21 protein-coding genes are annotated in these 23,242 nt (G+C 60.2%); 16 read left to right on the top strand and 5 right to left on the bottom strand.

Annotated features, from left to right (window positions below; genetic code table 11):
* Positions 1-18: 18 nt before the first annotated feature.
* Positions 19-621 (bottom strand): peroxiredoxin, encoded by a 603-nt coding sequence (locus tag HX815_RS22935; RefSeq protein WP_003172097.1) that lies wholly within the window; start codon positions 619-621, stop codon positions 19-21.
* Positions 622-858: 237 nt separating this feature from the next.
* On the opposite strand from HX815_RS22935, the gene HX815_RS22930 reads away from it, so the two are divergent.
* On the top strand, positions 859-1,077 hold the full coding sequence (locus HX815_RS22930; RefSeq protein WP_177028936.1) for a bacterioferritin-associated ferredoxin: 219 nt from the start codon (positions 859-861) through the stop codon (positions 1,075-1,077).
* A gap of 200 nt (positions 1,078-1,277) precedes the next feature.
* Positions 1,278-1,748, top strand: a complete 471-nt coding sequence (gene bfr / locus HX815_RS22925) for a bacterioferritin (protein ID WP_008433502.1) — start codon at positions 1,278-1,280, stop codon at positions 1,746-1,748.
* A 78-nt stretch (positions 1,749-1,826) separates the two neighbouring features.
* Here bfr and grxD read toward each other — a convergent pair whose 3' ends face one another.
* A complete protein-coding gene (grxD, locus tag HX815_RS22920) occupies positions 1,827-2,165 on the bottom strand; it encodes a Grx4 family monothiol glutaredoxin (protein ID WP_003208710.1) in 339 nt (112 codons plus the stop codon).
* Positions 2,166-2,264: 99 nt separating this feature from the next.
* A complete protein-coding gene (locus HX815_RS22915) occupies positions 2,265-4,361 on the bottom strand; it encodes a molybdopterin oxidoreductase family protein (protein ID WP_177028935.1) in 2,097 nt (698 codons plus the stop codon).
* 445 nt (positions 4,362-4,806) lie between these two features.
* Between HX815_RS22915 and argF the strand changes: the two genes are divergently transcribed.
* Together argF and HX815_RS22905 are read left to right on the top strand one after the other, a co-directional pair.
* On the top strand, positions 4,807-5,727 hold the full coding sequence (gene argF / locus HX815_RS22910; RefSeq protein ID WP_003208712.1) for an ornithine carbamoyltransferase: 921 nt from the start codon (positions 4,807-4,809) through the stop codon (positions 5,725-5,727).
* Positions 5,724-6,833 (top strand): ABC transporter ATP-binding protein, encoded by a 1,110-nt coding sequence (locus tag HX815_RS22905; RefSeq protein WP_177028934.1) that lies wholly within the window; start codon positions 5,724-5,726, stop codon positions 6,831-6,833. The genes argF and HX815_RS22905 overlap by 4 nt, the downstream gene beginning before the upstream one ends.
* A gap of 10 nt (positions 6,834-6,843) precedes the next feature.
* On the opposite strand, the gene ybaK is transcribed toward HX815_RS22905, so the two are convergent.
* Positions 6,844-7,314 carry a Cys-tRNA(Pro) deacylase gene (ybaK, locus tag HX815_RS22900; protein WP_003208718.1) on the bottom strand — a complete coding sequence of 157 codons (471 nt, stop codon included), beginning with the start codon at positions 7,312-7,314 and terminating at the stop codon, positions 6,844-6,846.
* A gap of 360 nt (positions 7,315-7,674) precedes the next feature.
* Here ybaK and HX815_RS22895 point away from each other — a divergent pair, with 360 nt between their 5' ends.
* The 4 genes from HX815_RS22895 to glpD all read left to right on the top strand — a co-directional run bounded on the left by HX815_RS22895 (position 7,675) and on the right by glpD (position 12,677).
* Positions 7,675-8,529: an MIP/aquaporin family protein gene (locus tag HX815_RS22895; RefSeq protein ID WP_008433490.1), complete on the top strand. Its 855-nt coding sequence runs from the start codon at positions 7,675-7,677 to the stop codon at positions 8,527-8,529.
* Between the two features lie 80 nt (positions 8,530-8,609).
* Positions 8,610-10,115: a glycerol kinase GlpK gene (glpK, locus tag HX815_RS22890; protein ID WP_003208721.1), complete on the top strand. Its 1,506-nt coding sequence runs from the start codon at positions 8,610-8,612 to the stop codon at positions 10,113-10,115.
* A 94-nt stretch (positions 10,116-10,209) separates the two neighbouring features.
* Entirely contained in the window at positions 10,210-10,965 is a 756-nt protein-coding gene (locus HX815_RS22885) for a DeoR/GlpR family transcriptional regulator (protein WP_003208723.1), read from the top strand.
* A 173-nt stretch (positions 10,966-11,138) separates the two neighbouring features.
* Positions 11,139-12,677 (top strand): glycerol-3-phosphate dehydrogenase, encoded by a 1,539-nt coding sequence (gene glpD / locus HX815_RS22880; protein WP_177028933.1) that lies wholly within the window; start codon positions 11,139-11,141, stop codon positions 12,675-12,677.
* Between the two features lie 48 nt (positions 12,678-12,725).
* Here the strand turns inward: glpD and HX815_RS22875 are convergent, their stop codons facing one another.
* Positions 12,726-13,448 (bottom strand): tetratricopeptide repeat protein, encoded by a 723-nt coding sequence (locus tag HX815_RS22875; RefSeq protein WP_003208726.1) that lies wholly within the window; start codon positions 13,446-13,448, stop codon positions 12,726-12,728.
* A gap of 125 nt (positions 13,449-13,573) precedes the next feature.
* Here HX815_RS22875 and HX815_RS22870 point away from each other — a divergent pair, with 125 nt between their 5' ends.
* From HX815_RS22870 to HX815_RS22835, 8 genes are all read left to right on the top strand, one after another.
* Positions 13,574-15,898: a TonB-dependent siderophore receptor gene (locus tag HX815_RS22870; RefSeq protein ID WP_177028932.1), complete on the top strand. Its 2,325-nt coding sequence runs from the start codon at positions 13,574-13,576 to the stop codon at positions 15,896-15,898.
* Positions 15,899-16,234: 336 nt separating this feature from the next.
* On the top strand, positions 16,235-17,161 hold the full coding sequence (locus tag HX815_RS22865; protein ID WP_008433481.1) for a glutamate/aspartate ABC transporter substrate-binding protein: 927 nt from the start codon (positions 16,235-16,237) through the stop codon (positions 17,159-17,161).
* Between the two features lie 195 nt (positions 17,162-17,356).
* The gene (locus HX815_RS22860; RefSeq protein WP_003208731.1) at positions 17,357-18,103 is read left to right on the top strand and encodes an amino acid ABC transporter permease; all 747 of its coding nucleotides are present in this window, start codon (positions 17,357-17,359) and stop codon (positions 18,101-18,103) included.
* Complete coding sequence (locus HX815_RS22855; RefSeq protein WP_003208733.1) at positions 18,103-18,774, top strand: amino acid ABC transporter permease; 672 nt, start codon at positions 18,103-18,105, stop codon at positions 18,772-18,774. Before HX815_RS22860 ends, HX815_RS22855 begins: the two co-directional genes overlap by 1 nt.
* The gene (locus tag HX815_RS22850; protein ID WP_003208734.1) at positions 18,771-19,505 is read left to right on the top strand and encodes an amino acid ABC transporter ATP-binding protein; all 735 of its coding nucleotides are present in this window, start codon (positions 18,771-18,773) and stop codon (positions 19,503-19,505) included. Before HX815_RS22855 ends, HX815_RS22850 begins: the two co-directional genes overlap by 4 nt.
* A gap of 67 nt (positions 19,506-19,572) precedes the next feature.
* The gene (locus HX815_RS22845; protein ID WP_003208735.1) at positions 19,573-21,474 is read left to right on the top strand and encodes a sensor histidine kinase; all 1,902 of its coding nucleotides are present in this window, start codon (positions 19,573-19,575) and stop codon (positions 21,472-21,474) included.
* On the top strand, positions 21,471-22,811 hold the full coding sequence (locus tag HX815_RS22840; RefSeq protein WP_003208736.1) for a sigma-54 dependent transcriptional regulator: 1,341 nt from the start codon (positions 21,471-21,473) through the stop codon (positions 22,809-22,811). The genes HX815_RS22845 and HX815_RS22840 overlap by 4 nt, the downstream gene beginning before the upstream one ends.
* An 18-nt stretch (positions 22,812-22,829) precedes the next feature.
* Positions 22,830-23,159 (top strand): GlpM family protein, encoded by a 330-nt coding sequence (locus tag HX815_RS22835; protein WP_172834602.1) that lies wholly within the window; start codon positions 22,830-22,832, stop codon positions 23,157-23,159.
* The last annotated feature ends 83 nt before the right edge of the window (positions 23,160-23,242 follow it).

Raw genomic sequence — 23,242 nt, 5'->3', positions numbered from 1 at the left:
TTTTGCTTCGAACGTGGCTTACAGCTTGCCAGCGTTCTCGGTCAGGTAAGCCGCAACGCCTTCTGGCGAAGCGTTCATGCCCTTGTCGCCTTTTTTCCAGTTGGCAGGGCAGACTTCGCCGTGCTCTTCGTGGAATTGCAGGGCGTCGACCAGACGGATCAGCTCTTCCATGTTACGGCCCAGCGGCAGGTCGTTGATGATCTGCGAGCGTACAACGCCCTTGTCGTCGATCAGGAACGCGCCACGGAATGCCACGCCGCCTTCGGACTCAACGTCGTAGGCCTTGGCGATGTCGTGCTTCATGTCGGCAGCCATGGTGTATTTGACTTTGCCGATGCCGCCATCATTGATGGCGGTGTTGCGCCAGGCGTTGTGGGTGAAATGGGAGTCGATGGAAACGGCAACCACTTCAACATTACGCGCCTTGAAATCGTCCATGCGGTGATCCAGGGCGATCAGCTCCGATGGGCAGACGAAGGTGAAGTCCAGCGGGTAGAAGAACACCAGGCCGTATTTGCCTTTGATGGCTTCAGACAGTTTGAAGCTGTCTACGATTTCGCCATTGCCGAGGACGGCGGGTACGTCGAAATCCGGGGCTTGTTTGCCGACGAGTACGCTCATTGGGTATCTCCTGATGGTGGTGACTGAAGTAAAAGGATCCGTCCCAGTGTGCCGCAGCTAAACGACAGGCCTGTGACGTGATCACGCTTCGTGAAGACCGACCATCATACCGGAAAAAAGCCGTTCGTCAGTGAAGCCGCGTGCAAACACCAAGGCTTGAGAAACTACTTTGACAATCATTCTCGTTAACATTAAGATCCGTCGCACTTAAGCCTTAAACCGCGATGGTTCTCCCTTATGTATGTCTGCCTTTGCACTGGCGTCACCGACGGACAAATCCGCGAAGCAATCTACGAAGGTTGCTGCAGCTACAAGGAAGTACGTGAAACCACCGGCGTTGCCAGCCAATGCGGCAAATGCGCCTGCCTCGCCAAGCAAGTGGTACGGGAAACCCTGACGCAGCTGCAAACTGTCCAGGCTGCGATCCCCTACTCAGCAGAATTTACACACGCTTAATCAGCGTGTTTTAAAGAACCGGACTTAGTGTCCGGTTTTTTTATGCCCGAAATTCAAACAGTTAGCGCCAAGACGCGGAACACAAACATTCTTATTCCGATTAATTTTCATTTATTATTCAATAACTTAGGTTTGACAGTAGTAAATGCGCAGCTCAAACTCCGCCTTATATACAGCTAATACAGGGCAGGACCCCAATCATGAAAGGCGACATCACAGTCATCCAGCAACTCAACAAAATCCTTGCCAATGAACTGGTCGCGATCAATCAGTACTTCCTGCATGCGCGCATGTATGACGATTGGGGCCTGGAAAAGCTGGGCAAGCGTGAATACAAAGAATCCATCAAGGCCATGAAGGACGCTGACGCGCTGATCAAACGCATCCTGTTCCTGGAAGGCCTGCCTAACGTGCAGGACCTGGGCAAGCTGAACATCGGCGAGCACACCCAGGAAATGATCAACTGCGACCTGAACTTCGAGCGCAAGAGCCACACCGACCTGAAGGCCGCCATTGCCCATTGCGAATCCAAGGGCGACTTCGGCAGCCGTGAACTGCTGGAAGATATCCTTGAAGACCAGGAAGAACACATCGACTGGCTGGAAACCCAAATCGGCCTGATCGACAAAGTGACTATCGAGAATTACCTGCAATCGCAGATGGGTGAATAACCCAACAATTCCCGGCCACTAAAAAGCCCCGCTCTCTTTCGAGAAGCGGGGCTTTTTATTGCCGCGGCCTAAAACAAATCAGGCTTCGGTCTTCGCAGCTGCTTTGGCCGCTGCGTCTTTGATCAGTGCCTGCAACGAACCATCAGCCGCCATTTCGGTGATGATGTCGCTACCGCCGACCAGCTCACCGGCAACCCACAGCTGCGGGAAGGTTGGCCAGTTGGCGTACTTCGGCAGGTTGGCGCGGATTTCCGGGTTCTGCAGGATATCCACGTAGGCGAACTTCTCGCCACATTGCATGATTGCCTGGGAAGCCTTTGCGGAGAAGCCACACTGGGGAGCGTTAGGGGCGCCCTTCATGTAAAGCAGAATAGTGTTGTTGGCAATCTGCTCTTTGATCGTTTCGATGATATCCATGGAACACCTCGGCTGGAACTTTCCGACTCATGGGTCGGCACGGTGGCGCATTGTAACGCAAACCCCAGCGTGACGCTCGGACTCCCCGACAGACAATCCTTACGCCGCCGCCACCTGCACCGGCACGCCGTTCAACGCTGCGTTGCCCGACAGCTCATCCAGTTGCCGCTCATCCGTCAGGTCATTCGCGCTCGCCCCCGGCTGCCCGCTGGCGATGGTCATCTGCACGCCAGGGCGGCCGTGGCCCCAACCGTGAGGCAGGCTGACCACACCGGGCATCATGTCGAGACTGGCCAACACTTCCACCTCGATCATGCCGATCCGCGAGCTGACCCGTACACGCTGCCCGTCAGTCAACTGGCGATGGGCAAGGTCATCCGGGTGCATCAGCAGTTGATGGCGAGGCTTGCCCTTCACCAGCCGGTGGTAGTTATGCATCCAGGAGTTGTTGCTGCGCACATGCCGGCGGCCGATCAGCAGCAACTCATTCACCTCGGGCACCGGCTGCGCGGCAAAGCGCGCCAGGTCGGCAAGGATTACCGATGGTGCGGCCTGCAGATGGCCATTGGCGGTTTTCAGGCGGCCTGCGAGGTTGGGTTTCAGCGGCCCGAGGTCCAGGCCATGAGGGTGATCGGCCAGAGCGGCAATGGACAACCTGTCACCATAAGGCCCGGCCCGCAGCCCGAAGTCGATCATCTGCGCAGGCGGCATCGTCGGTTTGAGTGTATTACCCGTCTTCTCGGCAAACGCCCGGGCCAGGCCGACGAAGATTTCCCAGTCATGCAACGCACCCTCGGGTTTCGGCAGGATGGCGCGATTGAAACGGGTGACGTTACGCACCGCGAACATATTGAAGGTGGTGTCGTAGTGATCGTTTTCCAGGGCCGAGGTGGACGGCAGGATCAGGTCGGCATAACGCGTGGTCTCGTTGATATACAGGTCGATGCTGACCATGAACTCCAGGCCATCCAGCGCCTGCTCCAGTTGCCGGCCGTTGGGCGTGGAGAGCACCGGATTGCCCGCCACCGTCACCAGCGCACGGATTTGCCCTTCACCCTCAGTGAGCATTTCTTCAGCCAGTGCCGATACCGGCAGCTCGCCCCCGTACTCGGGTCGCCCGGAAACCCGGCTTTGCCAGCGATTGAAGTGCCCGCCGGAGGTGGAAGCCACCAGATCGACTGCCGGCGTGGTGCACAAGGCCCCGCCGACTCGATCCAGATTGCCGGTCACCAGGTTGATCAACTGCACCAGCCAATGGCACAGCGTGCCGAACGCCTGGGTCGAAACGCCCATGCGGCCATAACACACAGCCCTTTCAGCCGCCGCAAAGTCCCGGGCCAACTGGCGGATCTGCTCGGCGGGTACCGCACATTGACGGCTCATGGCCTCGGCGGTGAATCCGGCCACGGCGTGGCGCACGTCATCCAGGCCGTCCACCGGCAGGTGACTGTCACGGGTCAGGTTCTCGGCAAACAGTGCATTGAGCAATCCGAACAACAACGCCGCATCACCGCCCGGGCGCACGAACAGATGCTGGTCGGCCATCGCCGCCGTCTCGCTGCGGCGCGGATCAACCACCACGACTTTGCCGCCGCGAGCCTGGATGGCCTTCAGGCGCTTCTCTACATCCGGCACGGTCATGATGCTGCCGTTGGACGCCAGCGGGTTGCCGCCGAGGATCAGCATGAAATCGGTATGGTCGATGTCCGGGATCGGCAGCAACAGGCCGTGGCCGTACATCAGGTGGCTGGTGAGGTGGTGGGGTAACTGGTCCACCGAGGTGGCGGAAAAACGATTGCGGGTCTTCAGCTGGCCAAGGAAGTAGTTGCTGTGGGTCATCAGGCCATAGTTGTGCACGCTCGGATTGCCCTGGTACACCGCCACAGCATTCTGCCCGTGACGCGTCTGAATCGCGGCCAGGCGCTCGGCTACAAGTACAAAGGCGTCTTCCCACGGGATCGGCTGCCATTCGCTGCCCACCCGCAACATGGGCTGGTGCAGGCGGTCCGGGTCATTCTGGATGTCTTGCAGGGCCACGGCCTTGGGGCAGATATGGCCACGGCTGAACGTATCCAGGGGGTCGCCCTTGATCGAGGTGATCGCCAGGCTTCCGTCTTCGCCCTGGGTAGTTTCCAGTGTGAGGCCGCAGATGGCTTCGCACAGATGGCAGGCACGGTGGTGGAGAGTCTTGGTCATGGCCAGTCTCTTTTATTGTGGGCTAGGCGCTTCGGACGAAAACTATGGCCCGCCCGGGGCAGCAGCGCCAGCAACGTTCGTCGTGTGAATCCAGGGGCATCAGGCCAGGCCATGAGGAAACATCAGGAAATGTTTCAGAAGCCTTCGGCAGCCCGCTGAAACCGACGCAGCCCGGCCTCAGCCCGCCCTCACGCATTGCAATGTGGCGCAGCGCCAGTGTACAAATGACCCGCTGCTGTCAGGAAACAGGCTTCAAAAGCGCCCTCCCCGCGTCCTTGAACTCCCCTAAAAACTGTAGCCCTATTGGTAAGACGCGACATTTAATTATAAGATCGCGCCTTCCCCTATTTCGTCGCCCCGTGCGGCTTTCGCCGCAGGTCTCGCCCGTTTTCAAAATAAACCAGGCTTTGAGTATCTGCGGTCTGTTGCAAAAAGGTAGTTAATGATGAGCGCAAGGCACTTTCTCTCCCTGATGGATTGCACGCCCGAAGAGCTGGTCAGCGTGCTCCGTCGAGGCATTGAGCTTAAAGACCTGCGTAACCGCGGCGTATTGTTCGAGCCTTTGAAAAACCGCGTGCTCGGGATGATTTTCGAGAAGTCGTCCACCCGCACCCGCGTGTCTTTCGAAGCCGGCATGATTCAGCTCGGCGGCCAGGCTATCTTCCTGTCACCTCGCGATACCCAACTGGGCCGTGGCGAGCCGATCAGCGATTGCGCGATCGTGATGTCGAGCATGCTGGATGCGGTGATGATCCGTACCTTCGCCCACAGCACCCTGACCGAATTTGCCGCCAACTCCCGAGTGCCCGTGATCAACGGCCTGTCCGATGACCTGCACCCCTGCCAGTTGCTGGCCGACATGCAAACCTTCCTCGAACAGCGCGGCTCGATCCAGGGCAAGACCGTGGCCTGGATCGGCGACGGCAACAACATGTGCAACAGCTATATAGAAGCGGCGATCCAGTTCGACTTCAAATTGCGCGTTGCCTGCCCTGAAGGCTACGAGCCGGATGCACGTTTCCTGGCCCAGGCCGGCGACCGCGTGACCATCGTCCGCGACCCGCGTGAGGCGGTCATCGGCGCACACCTGGTGAGCACCGACGTGTGGACCTCCATGGGCCAGGAAGAGGAAACCGCCAAGCGCCTCAAGCTCTTCGCCCCGTTCCAGGTCACCCGCGCCCTGCTCGACCTGGCCGCGCCGGACGTGCTGTTCATGCACTGCCTGCCCGCCCACCGTGGCGAAGAAATCAGTCTCGACCTGCTGGACGATCAACGTTCAGTAGCCTGGGCCCAGGCGGAAAACCGCCTGCACGCACAAAAAGCCCTGCTCGAGTTTCTGGTTGCGCCGGCGTACCGTCCTGCATGAGCCAGCCACTACTGCTGAACCTGCGCAATCTGGCATGCGGCTATCAAGACCAACGGGTGGTGCAGAACCTCAATCTGCACCTCAACGCCGGCGACATCGGTTGCCTGCTGGGCTCCTCGGGCTGCGGCAAGACCACCACCCTGCGAGCGATTGCCGGGTTTGAGCCGGTGCATGAAGGCGAGATCAGCCTGGCAGGCGAAGTCATTTCCAGCGCCGGTTTCACACTGGCTCCGGAGAAACGTCGGATCGGCATGGTGTTCCAGGACTACGCCCTGTTTCCACACCTCAGCGTGGCCGACAACATCGCCTTCGGCATTCGCAAGCACCCGCAAAAAGAGCGTGTGGTCGCTGAATTGCTGGAACTGGTGAACCTGAAGAACCTCGGCAAGCGCTTCCCCCACGAACTCTCGGGCGGCCAGCAGCAACGCGTCGCCCTGGCTCGCGCCCTGGCGCCGGAACCGCAATTGTTGCTGCTGGACGAACCCTTCTCCAACCTCGACGGCGAACTGCGGCGCAAACTCAGCCACGAAGTACGCGATATCCTCAAGGCGCGGGGCACCAGTGCGATTCTGGTGACCCACGACCAGGAAGAAGCCTTCGCAGTGAGTGACCATGTCGGCGTGTTCAAGGAGGGTCGCCTGGAGCAGTGGGATACGCCCTACAACCTCTATCACGAACCGCTGACACCCTTTGTCGCCAGCTTCATTGGCCAGGGTTACTTCATTCGCGGGCAGTTGAACACGCCGGAATCGGTTGCCACCGAACTGGGGGAGTTGCGCGGCAATCGTGCCTACACTTGGCCAACCGGCGGCGCGGTGGATGTGTTGCTGCGCCCGGACGACATCGTTTATGCACCGGACAGCGCCTTGAAGGCGCGGATTGTCGGCAAGACGTTCCTCGGCGCGTCGACCCTGTATCGCTTGCAGCTGCCGACAGGCGCTCAGCTGGAGTCGATCTTTCCCAGCCACGCCGATCACTTGGTCGGTGCCGACGTGGGCATTCGCGTGGCAGCCGAGCACCTGGTGTTGTTCCAGGCCTCAGGCAGCACCGCAGCACAAATCCCTCAGGTTGAGTCAGGCGTTCGACGCTACAGCACCGCCTCCTGACGTCAACGCATCACGCCCGGCCAATTTCCGCGAACTTGGCCTGGGTGTGTTCGGCCAGCACTGTCGCTGCCAACTCCACCTCAAGCCCCCTTCTCCCCGCACTGATAAAAATTGTCGGAAACGACTGCGCCGTCACATCGATGAAGGTGCGCAGGCGTTTCTTCTGCCCCAGCGGGCTGATGCCGCCCAACAAGTAACCGGTGGCCCGTTGCGCCGCTGCCGGGTCTGCCATCTCGACCTTTTTTACCCCTGCCGCCTGCGCCAACGCCTTTAAATCCAAACTTCCGACGACCGGCACAACCGCCACCAGCAGCTCGGCTTTTTCACTGCTGGCCAGCAGGGTCTTGAACACCTGCGCCGGGTCCAGGCCCAATTTTTCCGCGGCCTCCAGACCATAGGACGCTGCCTTGGGGTCATGTTCGTAACTGTGAATTCGATGTTCGGCGCGAACTTTTTTCAACAGGTCCAATGCGGGCGTCATGTGGGCTCCAGGCTTGGCAAAAAGGTGAAAAAACAGACAGCCAATTCTAGGCCAACAACAAGCAAAAGGCTCTAGTCCGAAGCCCTCTGCCACGCCCTCACGCGCACCTTCCCTGCCGCTTCCCGCGCCCACGGCACGATCATTCATCACACCAATAATTACAAAATGACCGATCGTTCACTTTCGACCTTTGACAGCCGTCATTCTTGTCTATATTTTTTCGTTTACGAATACTGTAGGAATGCACCTACGGATTCACAGCAGTAAGCCGCGAACAGGATGGGGATCCTCGCCACGGTGAAAATCGCCGATTGCCCGTTGCGGCAAAACGCCAGACAACAACAAAAACAGAGGTTTTCCATGACAACTGCTCTTCAACAGCCTTCACTTTCAAGTCAATGCATGGCCGAATTCCTGGGCACTGCGTTGCTGATCTTCTTCGGTACCGGATGTGTTGCTGCGCTCAAGGTCGCGGGTGCCAGCTTTGGGTTGTGGGAAATCAGTATCATCTGGGGGATCGGCGTCAGCATGGCGATCTACCTGAGCGCCGGCATTTCCGGGGCTCACCTGAATCCGGCGGTCAGTATCGCCCTTTGCATCTTTGCCGATTTCGACAAGCGCAAACTGCCGTTCTACATCATCGCCCAAGTCGCCGGGGCCTTCTGTTCGGCCGCGTTGGTTTACACGCTCTACAGCAACCTGTTTTTCGATTACGAACAAACCCACCACATGATTCGCGGCACCCAGGCTAGCCTGGAATTGGCGTCGGTGTTCTCCACCTACCCGCATCCGCTGCTGGGCACGGCCCAGGCGTTCCTGGTGGAAATGGTCATCACCGCGATCCTGATGGGCGTGATCATGGCCCTGACCGATGACAACAACGGCCTGCCCCGCGGCCCGTTGGCGCCGCTGCTGATTGGTTTGCTGATTGCCGTGATCGGCAGTGCCATGGGCCCGCTGACCGGCTTTGCGATGAACCCGGCCCGTGACTTCGGCCCCAAGCTGATGACCTTTTTCGCCGGTTGGGGTGAAATGGCTTTCACTGGCGGGCGCGACATTCCTTACTTCCTGATTCCGATCTTTGCGCCGATTGTCGGCGCCTGCCTCGGTGCTGCCGCCTATCGCGGGCTGATTGCCCGTCACCTGCCCAGCGCCGCACCTGCTACAACTGATGCAACCGAAGCGGCTGCCACCGCCAAAACCCGTACTTCCTGATGCGATAGCCTGGACCGTACTGCCCTTTTGCGGCCCAGGCTGTTTACTGACTTCCCTATTCTCCGTCCAAGGCAATCGACATGACCGACATTCAGAATAAGAACTACATCATTGCCCTCGATCAGGGCACCACCAGTTCCCGGGCGATCATCTTCGATCGTGACGCCAACGTGGTCTGCACCGCCCAGCGTGAATTCACCCAGCATTACCCGCAAGCCGGCTGGGTCGAACATGACCCGATGGAGATTTTCGCCACCCAGAGCGCGGTGATGGTCGAGGCCCTGGCACAAGCCGGCCTGCACCATGACCAGGTCGCGGCCATCGGTATCACCAACCAGCGTGAAACCACCGTGGTATGGGACAAAATCACCGGCCGCCCGATCTACAACGCGATCGTCTGGCAATGCCGCCGCAGCACCGAGATCTGCCAGCAGCTCAAGCGCGACGGCCACGAACAATACATCAACGACACCACCGGCCTGGTCACCGACCCGTACTTCTCCGGCACCAAGCTCAAGTGGATCCTCGACAACGTCGAAGGCAGCCGCGAACGTGCGCGTAACGGCGAGCTGCTGTTCGGCACCATCGACAGCTGGCTGATCTGGAAATTTACCGGTGGCAAGACCCACGTCACCGACTACACCAACGCCTCGCGCACCATGCTCTTCAACATCCACACCCTGGAGTGGGATGCGAAGATGCTGGAGATTCTCGACGTGCCGCGCGAAATGCTGCCGGAAGTGAAGTCTTCCTCGGAAATCTACGGTCGCACCAAAAGCGGTATCGCCATCGGCGGTATCGCCGGTGACCAACAGGCGGCGCTGTTTGGCCAAATGTGCGTAGAACCGGGCCAGGCGAAAAACACCTACGGCACCGGCTGCTTCCTGCTGATGAACACCGGCGACAAGGCGGTGAAATCCAAGCACGGCATGCTCACCACCATCGCCTGCGGCCCGCGTGGCGAAGTGGCCTACGCCCTGGAAGGCGCCGTGTTCAACGGCGGTTCCACCGTGCAATGGCTGCGTGATGAGTTGAAGATCATCGCCGATGCCACCGACACCGAATACTTCGCCGGCAAGGTCAAGGACAGCAACGGCGTGTACCTGGTGCCAGCCTTCACCGGCCTGGGCGCTCCGTACTGGGACCCGTATGCCCGTGGTGCGCTGTTCGGCCTGACCCGTGGTGTACGCGTGGATCACATCATTCGTGCAGCCCTGGAGTCGATTGCCTACCAGACCCGCGACGTACTCGATGCCATGCAGCAGGATTCCGGCGAACGCCTCAAATCCCTGCGGGTAGACGGTGGCGCGGTCGCCAACAACTTCCTGATGCAGTTCCAGGCCGACATCCTCGGTACCCAGGTTGAACGCCCACAAATGCGCGAAACCACCGCGTTGGGCGCCGCCTACCTGGCCGGCCTGGCGTGCGGTTTCTGGGGCAGTCTGGACGAACTGCGTGGCAAGGCGGTAATCGAGCGTCAATTCGAACCGCAGCTGGAAGAAGCGGCGAAGGAAAAACTCTACGCCGGCTGGCAGAAAGCAGTCAGCCGCACCCGCGACTGGGAACCCCACGAAGGCGCTGAATAAGCCAAGCGCCGGACGCGCATAGGGTTGTAACTGGCAGGGAGCAGATTCCTGCGTCATCATGGGCCACTTTTTACGGCAGCCCAAAGGACGCACCATGAATCTGCCTCCCCGCCAGCAACAAATCCTCGAACTGGTTCGCGAACGCGGCTATGTGAGTATCGAGGAAATGGCGCAGCTCTTCGTTGTCACCCCGCAAACCATCCGCCGCGATATCAATCAACTGGCGGAAGCCAATCTGTTGCGCCGCTACCATGGCGGCGCAGCCTATGACTCCAGCGTTGAAAACACCGCGTACGCCATGCGTGCCGACCAGATGCGCGACGAAAAACAGCGCATCGGCGAAGCCATCGCCGCGCAAATCCCCGATCACGCCTCGCTGTTTATCAACATCGGTACCACCACCGAATCGATCGCGCGTGCGCTGCTTAACCACAGCCACCTGAAAATCATCACCAATAACCTCAACGTCGCCATGATGCTGAGTGCCAAAGACGACTTCGACGTACTCCTGACCGGCGGCAACGTGCGCCGGGATGGCGGCGTGGTAGGCCAGGCCAGCGTCGACTTTATCAACCAGTTCAAGGTCGATTTTGCCCTGGTGGGCATCAGCGGCATCGATGAAGACGGCAGCCTGTTGGACTTCGATTACCAGGAAGTACGGGTTTCCCAGGCGATCATTGCCAATGCGCGCAAGGTGATCCTGGCGGCGGACTCCAGCAAATTCGGGCGCAACGCCATGATTCGCCTGGGACCGATCAGCTTGATCGATTGTTTAGTCACCGATCAGCAGCCGGTCCCGGCACTGGTGCAGTTGCTGAATCAGCACAAGATTCGGCTGGAAGTGGTGTAAGCCTATACAGGGGGTGTCCTGCCCCCTGATGTTCACAAATTTTCCTTTCTTCGCCCTTCGATCAGTATTTTCAATCGAAGCGGGCTGGCTGTACCTGCGTTTATAAGCTACCATTTTCGCAAATGAACATTTATGTTCGAATTCCAATACGAAAAAGATTGCGAGGCCAGCCGATGAACCCTTCTACCTTGCCTGCCCCACCGCTTGCCGAAGTCTATGACGTCGCCGTTATCGGTGGCGGGATCAATGGCGTCGGGATTGCAGCAGACGCAGCCGGTCGCGGTTTGTCGGTATTCCTTTGCGAAAAGGACGACCTGGCCAGCCACACTTCCTCCGCGAGCAGCAAGCTGATCCACGGTGGCCTGCGTTACCTGGAGCATTACGAATTCCGCCTGGTGCGCGAGGCCCTGGCTGAACGTGAGGTGCTGTTGGCCAAGGCCCCGCACATCGTCAAGCAGATGCGCTTTGTATTGCCTCACCGCCCGCACCTGCGTCCGGCATGGATGATTCGCGCCGGCCTGTTCCTGTATGACCATCTGGGCAAGCGGGAAAAACTCGAAGGCTCCAAGAGCCTCAAGTTCGGCCCCGACAGCCCGCTGAAAAGCGAAATCACCAAAGGCTTCGAATACTCCGATTGCTGGGTCGACGACGCCCGCCTTGTAGTACTCAACGCCATGGCTGCGCGGGAAAAGGGTGCGCACATCCACACCCAGACCCGTTGCGTCAGCGCACACCGCAGCAAAGGCCTGTGGGAAATGAACATGGAACGTGCCGACGGCAGCCTGTTCTCGATCCGCGCCCGAGCGCTGGTGAACGCCGCCGGCCCGTGGGTGGCCAAGTTCATCAAGGATGACTTGAAGCTGGATTCGCCCTACGGCATCCGTCTGATCCAGGGCAGCCACCTGATCGTACCGAAGCTGTATGAAGGCGCCCACGCGCACATCCTGCAGAACGAAGACCAGCGTATCGTCTTCACCATTCCGTACCTGAACCACCTGACCATCATCGGCACCACCGACCGCGAATACACCGGCGACCCGGCGAAAGTGGCGATTACCGAAGGTGAAACCGACTACATGCTCAAGGTGGTCAACGCGCACTTCAAGAAACAACTGAGCCGCGATGACATCGTGCACACCTATTCCGGCGTGCGCCCGCTGTGCAACGACGAGTCCGACAACCCGTCGGCCGTGACCCGCGACTACACCCTGGCGCTGTCCGGCACCTCGGGCGAGGCGCCGTTGCTGTCGGTGTTCGGCGGCAAGCTGACCACCTACCGCAAGCTGGCCGAATCGGCGATGGCACAACTGGCGCCTTACTTCACGCAGATGCGCCCAAGCTGGACGGCTACAGCCACCCTGCCCGGCGGCGAAAACATGAGCACGCCAGAAGCCCTGGCCGATGCAATCCGTAGCAAATACGACTGGGTGCCGAGCGAGATTGCCCGTCGCTGGTCCACCACTTACGGCAGCCGCACCTGGCGCCTGCTGGAAGGCGTGCAATCGCTGGCGGACATGGGTGACCACCTCGGTGGCGGCCTGTACACCCGCGAAGTCGATTACCTGTGCGCTGAAGAATGGGCCACTCAGCCCCAGGACATCCTGTGGCGCCGCAGCAAGCTGGGCCTGTTCACCACGCCGCAGGAGCAGGAGAACGTGCAGCGTTACCTGTCCAAGGTTGAGCACAACCGCGGCAAGATCGAAGCGGCCTGATCAGCCCGACGTAAAAAAGCCCCTGCACCGAAAGGTCCAGGGGCTTTTTCATGCCTGCAGATGACGCTGATAGCGCAGGCCCATTTCACGAATCCCGCTGAAGGCAGAGCCCAGCAACACGGGATAAGCCGCCTGCAAAAAGCCTGGCGTGGCCGTCGCGAGAGCCCGCTCCAACCATAGGCAGGCCTGCACTTCGTCGCCGTCGTGAGCCAGCTCCGCAGCATGGTTGTATTGCCCGCGGAAATCCCCGGCCTCGGCTGAGCGCTGATACCACTGGCGCGCCAGTTGAACATCCTTGGGCACCACCACGCCTTCATGGTGGAACCGACCCAACAGGTTCATCGACTTGGCGTGCCCCTTGGCCGCAGCCTGGCGGAACAGTTCATATGCCGCGACAAGGTCACGCTCCACACCACGGCCACGCGTCAGCAACTGGCCGTAGTTATACAAACCCCAATCCAGCCCCAGATCGGCGGCCTTGCGGTAATGCCGCGCACTGTCTTCCAAGTCGACCTCGCAGCCCCAGCCATTCTCCAGGCAGCGCCCGATCATGTTGATCGCCATGGGGTGACGCTGCCGCGCAGCGATGCGAAACCAGCTCAACCCCAGCGCCTCATCCTTCTGCACGCCACGACCGTCGAGCAGCAGCTGGGCCAGGGTCGCCTGTGCGTCGGCATCTCCCAGCTGTGCCGCATGCATCACCCAGCGCACATAGGCACGCGGGTTATCACCGATATCCGAGGGCTCGCTGCCTGGCTGTGCGCTCTGCATTCCTGCCCCGAGTAGCGATCAAGGACCGCAAAAAGTTTCATGATTTATTTGGTTACAAAGTATTACATTTGAGATCGCTTATCAATTACGATCGCATCTCACTAACACCAACAAGAGATTACTCAATGGCTACCGGCATCAGTTCTGCCCCCCTCTCATCGCGGCATTTGCTCGCGTCGGCAGTGGGCCTGGCAGTGGCTGCGCAAGGAGGATTCAGTTACGCGGCGGAGCCCGCACCAGAAGACAACACAGGGGTCATCCAACTCGGCGCGACCAGCATCGAAGGCCAGGCCCCGAGCCAGAGCGTCTACAACCCTGTGGCCCCTTCTTCCCCCAAGTACACCGAGCCATTGCGCGACACGCCGCAGACCATCACGGTGGTGCCCAAGGAAGTCATTCATGACCAGAACCTGCTGACCCTGCGCGACGTGCTCAGCACCGTGCCGGGGATCACCTTCGGTGCCGGCGAAGGCGGCAGCGGGTATGGCGACAGCATCAACCTGCGCGGCTTCTCCGCCAGCGGCGACATCTACGTGGACGGCGTGCGCGACAGCGCGCAGTACAGCCGCACCGACCCGTTCAACCTGGAGCAGGTCGAAGTTGTCAGCGGCGCAAGTTCGGTGTATTCCGGCTCCGGCGCGGTCGGTGGCACCATCAACCTGGTGAGCAAACAGCCGGAATTACGCGACAAAACCACCATCAGTGCGGGCATCGGCACCGATAACTACAAGCGCACCACCCTGGACACCAACCAGACGCTGAACGACACCACCGCGTTCCGCCTGAACCTGATGGCCCATGGTAACGACGTGCCTGGCCGCGATTATGAAGATTACGAACGCTGGGGCATCGCGCCCTCCATCGCGTTTGGCCTGGGCACGCCGACACGCGTCACCGTCAGTTATGAGCACCAGAAAGACAACAACACGCCGCAGTACGGGATCCCGATCTACAACGGCAAGCCCATGCCGGGCGTGGGTTGGAGCGACTACTACGGCTACCACAACATCAATGACCAGCAAATCACCTCGGACTCGTTCAGCCTGAAGCTCGAACACGACTTCAACGACGCCGTCTCGGTGCGCAACTTCACCCGCGTCGAGCGGGTGCGCCAGGACCTGCGCGCTTCCGGCCCCGAAGGTGCATTGACCGGCTGTCTGGCCAGCGGCACCCAGATCACCGGCGCCCCTTGCGCCGCAGGCCTGCAGCCGGGCTACTTCCAGCCAAGCGGCGGCTCACTGGGTAACGAGCGCAACACCCAGAACAAGATGTTCACCAACCAGACCGACGTCACCAGCCACTTCAGCACCGGGTTCATCGACCACACGCTGGTGACCGGCATCGCCATCAGCCGCGAGGAATACGAGGCGGATACCGGTAAATGGCTGACCAACGCCAACGGCAGCACCATCGTCCCACCACCGGTCAGCTACAGCGATCCGAACTCCGAATGGTCCGGCCCCGTCAACTTCACCCGGGCCGCCCACATTGACGGCGCGCTGAACAACCGCGCCGCCTATGCCTTCGACACGCTCAAGCTCAACCCACAGTGGGAAATCAACGGCGGCCTGCGTTACGAGCACAACGCCGGCAGCTCGGTGACCAATGCCTATTCCAGCACTGGCGTGGAAACGCCCGGCACTCGCTACGGCCAGGCGGATGACCTGACCTCTTACCGCCTGGCGCTGGTCTACAAACCGGTGGAAAACGGCAGCTTCTATATCGCCTACGGCAACAGCAAGACGCCGTCCCAGGCCAGCGTCAATGGGGGTTGCTACACCCCGGCCAAAAGCTCAAGCATCGCCACCAACAACTGCGATGTTTCCCCGGAAACCGCCGTCAGCTATGAGATCGGCACCAAATGGGACCTGCTCGACAATGCCCTCTCGCTGACGGGCGCGATCTTCCGCAATGACCGCACCAACTATAAAGTCGCCGACAATGACCCGAGCAACCTGAGCGGCACCCAGACCCTCGACGGCAAGGCACGTGCAGACGGTGTGGCGCTGGGCCTGAGCGGCCAACTTACTGACCACTGGAAAGTCTTCGCCAACTACACCTACCTGAACACTCGTGTGCTGCGCAGCGCCAGCGATTACACCCTGGCGACCACCGGCATCGACGTGCAGAAAGGCGAGCCGCTGACCTTCACCCCCAAACATGCAGCCAGCATCTGGACGGTGTACGACCTGCCCTACGACTTCCAGGTGGGCTACGGCATCACGGCGCAAACCAAGCAGTACCTGGTCAGCGCCGCCAACTCGCCGACTTCCCCCGGCTATGCGGTGCAGCGTGCGATGCTCGGTTACAAGGTCAACAAACAGTTGAACCTGCAGCTAAACATCAACAACCTGTTCGACAAGGAGTACCTCACCCGTATCCGCAACAACGGTTGGGCAGTGCCCGGCGATGGCCGCGCGGCAGTGGTGTCGGCCGACTACACGTTCTGACAGAGCCACACCCAAAAGCCCCGGGAGCCACACTCTCGGGGCTTTTTCATGGGCGATACAGGCCCACGCCGCCATTCGGTTTTCCGAACGCCATAGCTCAACCTATTCGGTTTGCCGGACCAAAACAGGAGAAAAAACCCGTAACACAAAGTTAATCTCTATATAAATCATATGGTTAACCTTTTATTTCTGGTCTGGCACGACTCATGCTCTACACTCGTAGGCGATTGCCTGAGGCGCCTCAGGAGCCGTCACAGGCTTTCGCAGTACTGTTTATATAAAAACGTGGCCGTCCCAACCGGTCTCATAAAAAAAACAAATGTCGAGGAAGTATTGATGCGCATCGTTCCCCATATCCTGGGCGCAGCTATCGCTGCTGCTCTGATCAGCACTCCAGTTTTCGCCGCCGAACTCACCGGCACACTGAAGAAAATCAACGACTCCGGCACGATCACTCTCGCTCACCGCGACAGCTCCATTCCGTTTTCCTATATCGCGGATGGTTCGGGCAAACCCGTGGGCTACTCCCACGACATTCAGCTGGCTATCGTTGAAGCCCTGAAAAAAGACCTGAACAAACCCGACCTGAAGACCAAGTACAACCTGGTCACCTCGCAAACCCGTATCCCGCTGATCCAGAACGGCACCGCGGATATCGAGTGCGGCTCCACCACCAACAACGCCGAACGCGCCCAGCAGGTTGACTTCACCGTCAATATCTTCGAAATCGGCACCCGCCTGCTGGTCAAGAAAGACAAGGAAGGCAAGCCGTCCTACAGCGATTTCGCCGACCTGAAAGGCAAGAACGTCGTGACCACCGCCGGCACCACGTCCGAGCGCATCATCAAGGCGATGAACGCCGACAAGCAGATGGGCATGAACGTCATCTCCGCCAAGGACCACGGCGAATCCTTCCAGATGCTGGAAAGCGGCCGCGCCGTTGCCTTCATGATGGACGACGCGCTGCTGGCCGGTGAAGAAGCCAAGGCCAAGAAGCCGGACGACTGGGTCATCACCGGTACTCCACAGTCCTTCGAAGCCTACGCCTGCATGGTTCGCAAAGACGACCCAGCCTTCAAGAAGGCCGTGGATGATGCGATCGTCGGCCTGTACAAGTCTGGCGAGATCAACAAGATCTACAGCAAGTGGTTCGAGAGCCCGATTCCACCAAAAGGCCTGAACCTCAACTTCCCGATGAGCGACAAGGTCAAGGATCTGATCGCCAACCCAAGCGACAAGCCAGCGCCTGACGTAAAAATCTGATACCTGACTAAGCTTATGTCCTGAGGGAGCCAACCCTCCCTCAGGCGTCTGTTGCTACCTGCTGGCTTTAATTTTGGAACACTCGACCTGGCGGTTTTCGAGCCGATCGCGTGTGCCTGGCGTTCACCGTCGGGCGGGAAAGGATCTTCCCCAAGCGGGTGCTTGTACATCGATCGATCTCGAGGGGAGACCCTAATGAATTACAACTGGGACTGGGGCGTGTTCTTCAAGTCCACCGGCGTGGGCAGCGAGACTTATCTCGACTGGTACATCGCCGGCTTGGGCTGGACCATTGCCATCGCCGTCGTGGCATGGATTATCGCCTTGCTGCTGGGGTCCATTCTGGGCGTCATGCGCACCGTGCCAAACCGCATCGTATCGGGCATCGCGACCTGCTACGTGGAACTGTTTCGCAACGTACCGCTGCTGGTTCAGCTGTTCATCTGGTATTTCCTGATACCCGACCTGCTGCCGCAGAACCTGCAGGACTGGTACAAACAAGACCTCAACCCGACCACCTCGGCCTACCTGAGCGTTGTGGTGTGCCTGGGCCTGTTCACCGCTGCCCGTGTGTGCGAACAAGTGCGTACCGGCATCCAGGCGCTGCCACGGGGCCAGGAATCCGCCGCGCGCGCCATGGGCTTCAAGCTGCCGCAGATCTACTGGAACGTGCTGCTGCCCCAGGCCTACCGCATCATCATTCCGCCGCTTACCTCGGAATTCCTCAACGTCTTCAAGAACTCCTCCGTGGCGTCCCTGATCGGCTTGATGGAACTGCTGGCGCAAACCAAACAGACCGCCGAGTTCTCGGCCAACCTGTTCGAGGCCTTCACCCTGGCCACGCTGATCTATTTCACCCTGAACATGAGCCTGATGCTGCTGATGCGCGTGGTCGAGAAGAAAGTCGCCGTGCCCGGCCTGATCTCCGTGGGGGGTAAATAATGGACTTCGATTTCAGCGGCATCATCCCCGCCATCCCGGGCCTGTGGAACGGCATGGTCATGACCTTGCAGTTGATGGTCATGGGCGTGGTCGGCGGCATCATCCTGGGTACGATCCTCGCGCTGATGCGCCTGTCGTCCAGCAAACTGCTGTCGCGCCTGGCCGGCGCCTACGTGAACTACTTCCGCTCGATCCCGCTGCTGCTGGTGATCACCTGGTTCTACCTGGCGGTGCCGTTCGTGCTGCGCTGGATCACCGGCGAAGACACCCCGATCGGTGCGTTCACCTCCTGCGTCGTGGCCTTCATGATGTTCGAGGCGGCGTACTTCTGCGAAATCGTGCGGGCCGGCGTGCAGTCGATCCCCAAGGGCCAGATGGCCGCGGCGCAAGCGATGGGCATGACCTACGGCCAGACCATGCGCCTGATCATCCTGCCCCAGGCGTTCCGCAAGATGACCCCGTTGCTGCTGCAACAGTCGATCATCCTGTTCCAGGACACCTCGCTGGTCTACACCGTGGGCCTGGTGGACTTCCTCAACTCCGCCCGTTCCAACGGCGACATCATCGGCCGCTCCAATGAGTTCCTGATCTTCGCCGGTGTCGTCTACTTCATCATCAGCTTTTCCGCCTCGCTGCTGGTCAAGCGTCTGCAAAAAAGGTTTGCCGTATGATCTCTATCAAGAATATCAACAAGTGGTATGGCGACTTCCAGGTGCTGACCGATTGCAGCACCGAGGTTAAAAAAGGCGAAGTGATCGTGGTGTGCGGGCCGTCCGGCTCGGGCAAATCGACCCTGATCAAGTGCGTCAACGCCCTGGAACCGTTCCAGAAAGGCGACGTGGTGGTCGATGGCACCTCCATTGCCGACCCGAAGACCAACCTGCCGAAACTGCGCTCGCGCGTCGGCATGGTGTTCCAGCACTTCGAGCTGTTTCCGCACCTGACCATCACCGAAAACCTGACCATCGCGCAGATCAAGGTATTGGGCCGCAGCAAGGAAGAAGCCACCAAGAAGGGCCTGCAACTGCTGGAGCGCGTCGGCCTGTCGGCTCACGCCCACAAGCACCCGGGCCAGCTTTCCGGCGGCCAGCAACAGCGTGTGGCGATTGCCCGTGCGCTGGCGATGGACCCGATCGTCATGCTGTTCGACGAACCGACCTCGGCCCTCGACCCGGAAATGGTCAACGAAGTGCTCGACGTGATGGTGCAGTTGGCCCAGGAAGGCATGACCATGATGTGCGTGACCCACGAAATGGGTTTCGCCCGCAAGGTAGCCGACCGGGTGATCTTCATGGACGCCGGCAAGATCATCGAAGACTGCCCGAAAGAGGAATTCTTCGGCGACATCAGCGCCCGCTCCGAGCGTGCGCAGCACTTCCTCGAGAAAATCCTGCAGCACTAAGCACTGCCCTGTTGTGGTGGGTCGGGCAACCCCACTCACCACAACTGGTTGACCCAAGGCATCTGTGATGAAATGCGACCCCAACCTCTTTCGCGCCGCGCCGCCATCACTTGCCGTGAAGCCTCGTCTGATTCGCCAATTGTTCCTGCCGCCGCTGATCATCGCCCTGATGATCGGACTGGGTTACGTCGGCTTCTGGATCAGCGAGTTCTATGGGATCCGCACCCTCAGCGATACCGGCGAACGCCAACTGGAATTGCACGCCCGCACCGTCGAGAGCGAACTCAGCAAATACACCTACCTGCCCAGTCTCCTGGAGCTGGAATCCAGCGTCTCCAGGCTGTTGGCAGACCCGAATCAAGAAACCCGCAAAACCGTCAACGACTACCTCGAAGGCCTGAACCGGCGCAGTCGCAGCCGGGCGATCTACGTGATGGACACCACCGGCCGTGTGCTGGCGACCAGTAACTGGCGCGATGCCGACAGTTACCAGGGTGAAGACCTGTCCTTCCGTGCCTATTTCCAGAATGCCGTGCGCGGCCAGCCCGGCCGGTTCTACGGCATCGGCAGCACCAACGGCGAACCCGGCTATTACCTGGCCCATGGCCTGGAAGAACACGGCAAGATCATCGGCGTCGCCGTGGTCAAGGTACGCCTGGAAGCGCTGGAAGAGCGCTGGCAGCGGGCGCGCCTGGAGGCCTTCGTCAGTGACGAGAATGGCATCATCATTCTCTCCAGCGACCCGGCCCGTCGCCTCAAGTCCGTGCGGCCATTGAGCGATGACACCAAGGACCGCCTCGCCCACAGCCTGCAATACTACTGGGCGACGCTCAACGAGCTGGAACCACTGGCCCGCGAACGCCTCAACGAAGGCACCGAGAAATTGACCTTCCCGGCCAACAGCGAAGTGGTGGCCGACGAGCATGAGGTCAGCTACCTGGCCCAGACCCGCCCGCTGAACGACACCCCCTGGAATTTCACCCTGCTCACCCCGCTGAACGACCTGCGCCGGGCCGCCATCAACCAGGGCATACTGGTGGCCGTAGCCTTTGCGCTGGTGGCATTCCTGCTGATTGCCTGGAACGAGCGCCGCAAGGTGATTGCCACCCGCCTCGCCGCCCGGGAAGCCCTGCAGGAAGCCAATAACCAGCTGGAGCGACGGATTGCCGAACGCACCACCGACCTGCGGGCCAGCAACGAGCGGCTCAAGAGCCAGATTCGCGAGCGGCGCCAGGCCGAGGAAACCTTGCGCCGGGCCCAGGACGAACTGGTGCAGGCCGGCAAACTCGCGGCCATCGGCCAGATGTCCACCAGCATCGCCCATGAATTGAACCAGCCACTGGCCGCCCTGCGTACCCTGTCGGGCAACACCGTGCGCTTCCTTGAGCGTGGGGCGCTGGACACCGCCAGTGCCAACCTCAAGACCATCAACGAACTGATCGACCGCATGGGTCGCATCACCGCCAGCCTGCGCTCCTTTGCCCGGCGTGGCGATGACCAGGGCGAAGCCAATCTGGGCAAGGCGGTGGACGCTACGTTCCAGATCCTCGGCAGTCGCCTGGAGACCCTGCCGCTGACGGTGCACCGCCACTTCAGCAGCGCGCAGTTGCAGATCGACCAGACACGCCTGGAGCAGATCCTGGTCAACCTGATGGGCAACGCCCTGGACGCGATGCAGGCGCAACCGGCCCCCGAACTGTGGCTGGAAGGCGACATCGCCGACGGCAAATATCGCCTGCGGGTGCGCGATAACGGCCACGGGATTGATCCCGAGACCCGCAAGCATTTGTTCGAACCGTTCTTTACCACCAAACCCGGCGAACAAGGCCTGGGCCTCGGCCTGACGCTGTCGGCCAGCCTCGCGGCGGCGACCGGCGGCAACCTCGCCGTCGAGCATCCGGCCAGCGGTGGTACTGCCTTTGTCCTGAGTTTGCCGCTGGCGAGCCCTCAACAAGTCGAGTCGAAATGAACGCAGAAAAAACCACCGACCTGACCGTCCTGATCGTCGAAGACGACCCCCATGTATTGCTCGGCTGCCAGCAAGCCCTGGCCCTGGAAGACATTCCCAGCGTGGGCGTGGGCAGTGCCGAAGAAGCCTTGACCCTCGTCGGTGAAAACTTCGCCGGCATCGTCATCAGCGATATTCGCCTGCCGGGCATCGACGGCCTGGAGTTGCTGACCCGGCTCAAGGCCCTGGATAAAAGCCTGCCGGTGGTGCTGATCACCGGCCACGGCGATATCTCCATGGCCGTGGGCGCGATGCGCAACGGCGCCTATGACTTCATGGAGAAACCCTTCTCTCCCGAGCGCCTGGTGGACGTAGCCCGCCGCGCCCTGGAACAACGCGGTTTGGCCCGGGAAGTCTGGTCGCTGCGCCGGCAACTGGCCGAGCGCGATTCGCTGGAAGGCCGGATCATCGGTCGCTCTCCGGCCATGCAGAACCTGCGGGAATTGATCGCCAACGTCGCCGACACCTCGGCCAACGTGTTGATCGAGGGCGAGACCGGCACCGGCAAGGAATTGGTCGCGCGCTGCCTGCACGATTTCAGCCGGCGCCACTCCCACCAGTTCGTCGCCTTGAACTGCGGCGGCCTGCCGGAGAACCTGTTCGAAAGCGAAATCTTCGGCCACGAAGCCAACGCGTTCACCGGTGCCGGCAAGCGCCGCATCGGCAAGATCGAACACGCCCACGAAGGCACGCTGTTCCTCGACGAAGTGGAAAGCATGCCGATGAACCTGCAGATCAAGCTGCTGCGGGTGTTGCAGGAACGCACCCTGGAACGCCTGGGCTCGAACCAGAGCGTGGCGGTGGATTGCCGGGTGATCGCCGCGACCAAGTCCGACCTCGACGACCTGAGCCGCGCCAACCAGTTTCGCAGCGACCTGTACTACCGCCTCAACGTGGTGACCCTGGAACTGCCGCCGCTGCGTGAACGCCGCGAAGACATCCTGCAGTTGTTCGAACACTTCCTGCAGCAGTCGTCGCTGCGTTTCGACCGCACCGCGCCGGACCTCGACAACCAGACCCTGTCCAGCCTGATGAGCCATGACTGGCCGGGCAACGTGCGTGAACTGCGCAACGTGGCCGAGCGGTTTGCCCTCGGTTTGCCGGCGTTCAAGAAGAGCGGCGCCAGCAGCGGCAACCATGGGCTGGCCTTTACCGAAGCGGTGGAGGCGTTCGAGCGCAACCTGCTCAACGATGCCTTGCAACGCAGCGGCGGCAACCTGACCCAGGCCAGCCAGGAACTGGGGATGGCCAAGACCACGTTGTTCGATAAGGTCAAGAAGTACGGGCTGAGCCACTAGGAGCGCATTGTGGATTTATTGTTGAAGGCGGCATTGGGTGCGGGGGTGGTGCTGATTCTGGCGGCGCTGGCCAAGACCAAGAACTACTACATTGCAGGGTTGGTGCCGCTGTTTCCGACGTTCGCGTTGATTGCGCATTACATTGTCGGCAAGGGTCGGTCGGTGGAGGATCTGAAGACCACGATCGTGTTCGGGATGTGGTCGATCATTCCGTACTTTGTGTACCTGGCGACGTTGTATGTGATGGTTGACCGGATGCGTCTGGAGGCTTCGCTGGCGGTGGCGGCGGTAGCGTGGTTGATGGCGGCTACGATTTTGGTCAGCGTGTGGGTCCGGGTACACGCCTGACATACACCTATCAAAGATGCGGAGCCGGGTGGGTGTGTATATCCGTTATTTAGGTAACGGCCGCTATTGGTTCCGCTCTTACA

It is taken from the genome of Pseudomonas sp. E6002 (genome assembly GCF_013385565.1).
In the GTDB taxonomy this organism is placed as follows: Bacteria; Pseudomonadota; Gammaproteobacteria; order Pseudomonadales; family Pseudomonadaceae; genus Aquipseudomonas.
The sequence above is the reverse complement of the archived record's forward strand: the minus strand, read 5'-3'. Positions and strand labels throughout refer to the sequence as shown.

What these genes read in the sequence shown, in the direction of transcription:
- HX815_RS22855 (WP_003208733.1), top strand. Translation starts at nt 18,103, where the DNA reads ATGGACTTCGATTTCAGCGGCATCATCCCCGCCATCCCGGGCCTGTGG.
- bfr (WP_008433502.1), top strand. Translation starts at nt 1,278, where the DNA reads ATGAAAGGCGACATCACAGTCATCCAGCAACTCAACAAAATCCTTGCC.
- HX815_RS22865 (WP_008433481.1), top strand. Translation starts at nt 16,235, where the DNA reads ATGCGCATCGTTCCCCATATCCTGGGCGCAGCTATCGCTGCTGCTCTG.
- argF (WP_003208712.1), top strand. Translation starts at nt 4,807, where the DNA reads ATGAGCGCAAGGCACTTTCTCTCCCTGATGGATTGCACGCCCGAAGAG.
- glpK (WP_003208721.1), top strand. Translation starts at nt 8,610, where the DNA reads ATGACCGACATTCAGAATAAGAACTACATCATTGCCCTCGATCAGGGC.
- HX815_RS22935 (WP_003172097.1), bottom strand. Translation starts at nt 621, where the DNA reads ATGAGCGTACTCGTCGGCAAACAAGCCCCGGATTTCGACGTACCCGCC.
- HX815_RS22840 (WP_003208736.1), top strand. Translation starts at nt 21,471, where the DNA reads ATGAACGCAGAAAAAACCACCGACCTGACCGTCCTGATCGTCGAAGAC.
- ybaK (WP_003208718.1), bottom strand. Translation starts at nt 7,314, where the DNA reads ATGACGCCCGCATTGGACCTGTTGAAAAAAGTTCGCGCCGAACATCGA.
- HX815_RS22845 (WP_003208735.1), top strand. Translation starts at nt 19,573, where the DNA reads ATGAAATGCGACCCCAACCTCTTTCGCGCCGCGCCGCCATCACTTGCC.
- HX815_RS22860 (WP_003208731.1), top strand. Translation starts at nt 17,357, where the DNA reads ATGAATTACAACTGGGACTGGGGCGTGTTCTTCAAGTCCACCGGCGTG.
- HX815_RS22895 (WP_008433490.1), top strand. Translation starts at nt 7,675, where the DNA reads ATGACAACTGCTCTTCAACAGCCTTCACTTTCAAGTCAATGCATGGCC.
- HX815_RS22915 (WP_177028935.1), bottom strand. Translation starts at nt 4,361, where the DNA reads ATGACCAAGACTCTCCACCACCGTGCCTGCCATCTGTGCGAAGCCATC.
- grxD (WP_003208710.1), bottom strand. Translation starts at nt 2,165, where the DNA reads ATGGATATCATCGAAACGATCAAAGAGCAGATTGCCAACAACACTATT.
- HX815_RS22885 (WP_003208723.1), top strand. Translation starts at nt 10,210, where the DNA reads ATGAATCTGCCTCCCCGCCAGCAACAAATCCTCGAACTGGTTCGCGAA.
- glpD (WP_177028933.1), top strand. Translation starts at nt 11,139, where the DNA reads ATGAACCCTTCTACCTTGCCTGCCCCACCGCTTGCCGAAGTCTATGAC.
- HX815_RS22930 (WP_177028936.1), top strand. Translation starts at nt 859, where the DNA reads ATGTATGTCTGCCTTTGCACTGGCGTCACCGACGGACAAATCCGCGAA.
- HX815_RS22875 (WP_003208726.1), bottom strand. Translation starts at nt 13,448, where the DNA reads ATGCAGAGCGCACAGCCAGGCAGCGAGCCCTCGGATATCGGTGATAAC.
- HX815_RS22850 (WP_003208734.1), top strand. Translation starts at nt 18,771, where the DNA reads ATGATCTCTATCAAGAATATCAACAAGTGGTATGGCGACTTCCAGGTG.
- HX815_RS22905 (WP_177028934.1), top strand. Translation starts at nt 5,724, where the DNA reads ATGAGCCAGCCACTACTGCTGAACCTGCGCAATCTGGCATGCGGCTAT.
- HX815_RS22870 (WP_177028932.1), top strand. Translation starts at nt 13,574, where the DNA reads ATGGCTACCGGCATCAGTTCTGCCCCCCTCTCATCGCGGCATTTGCTC.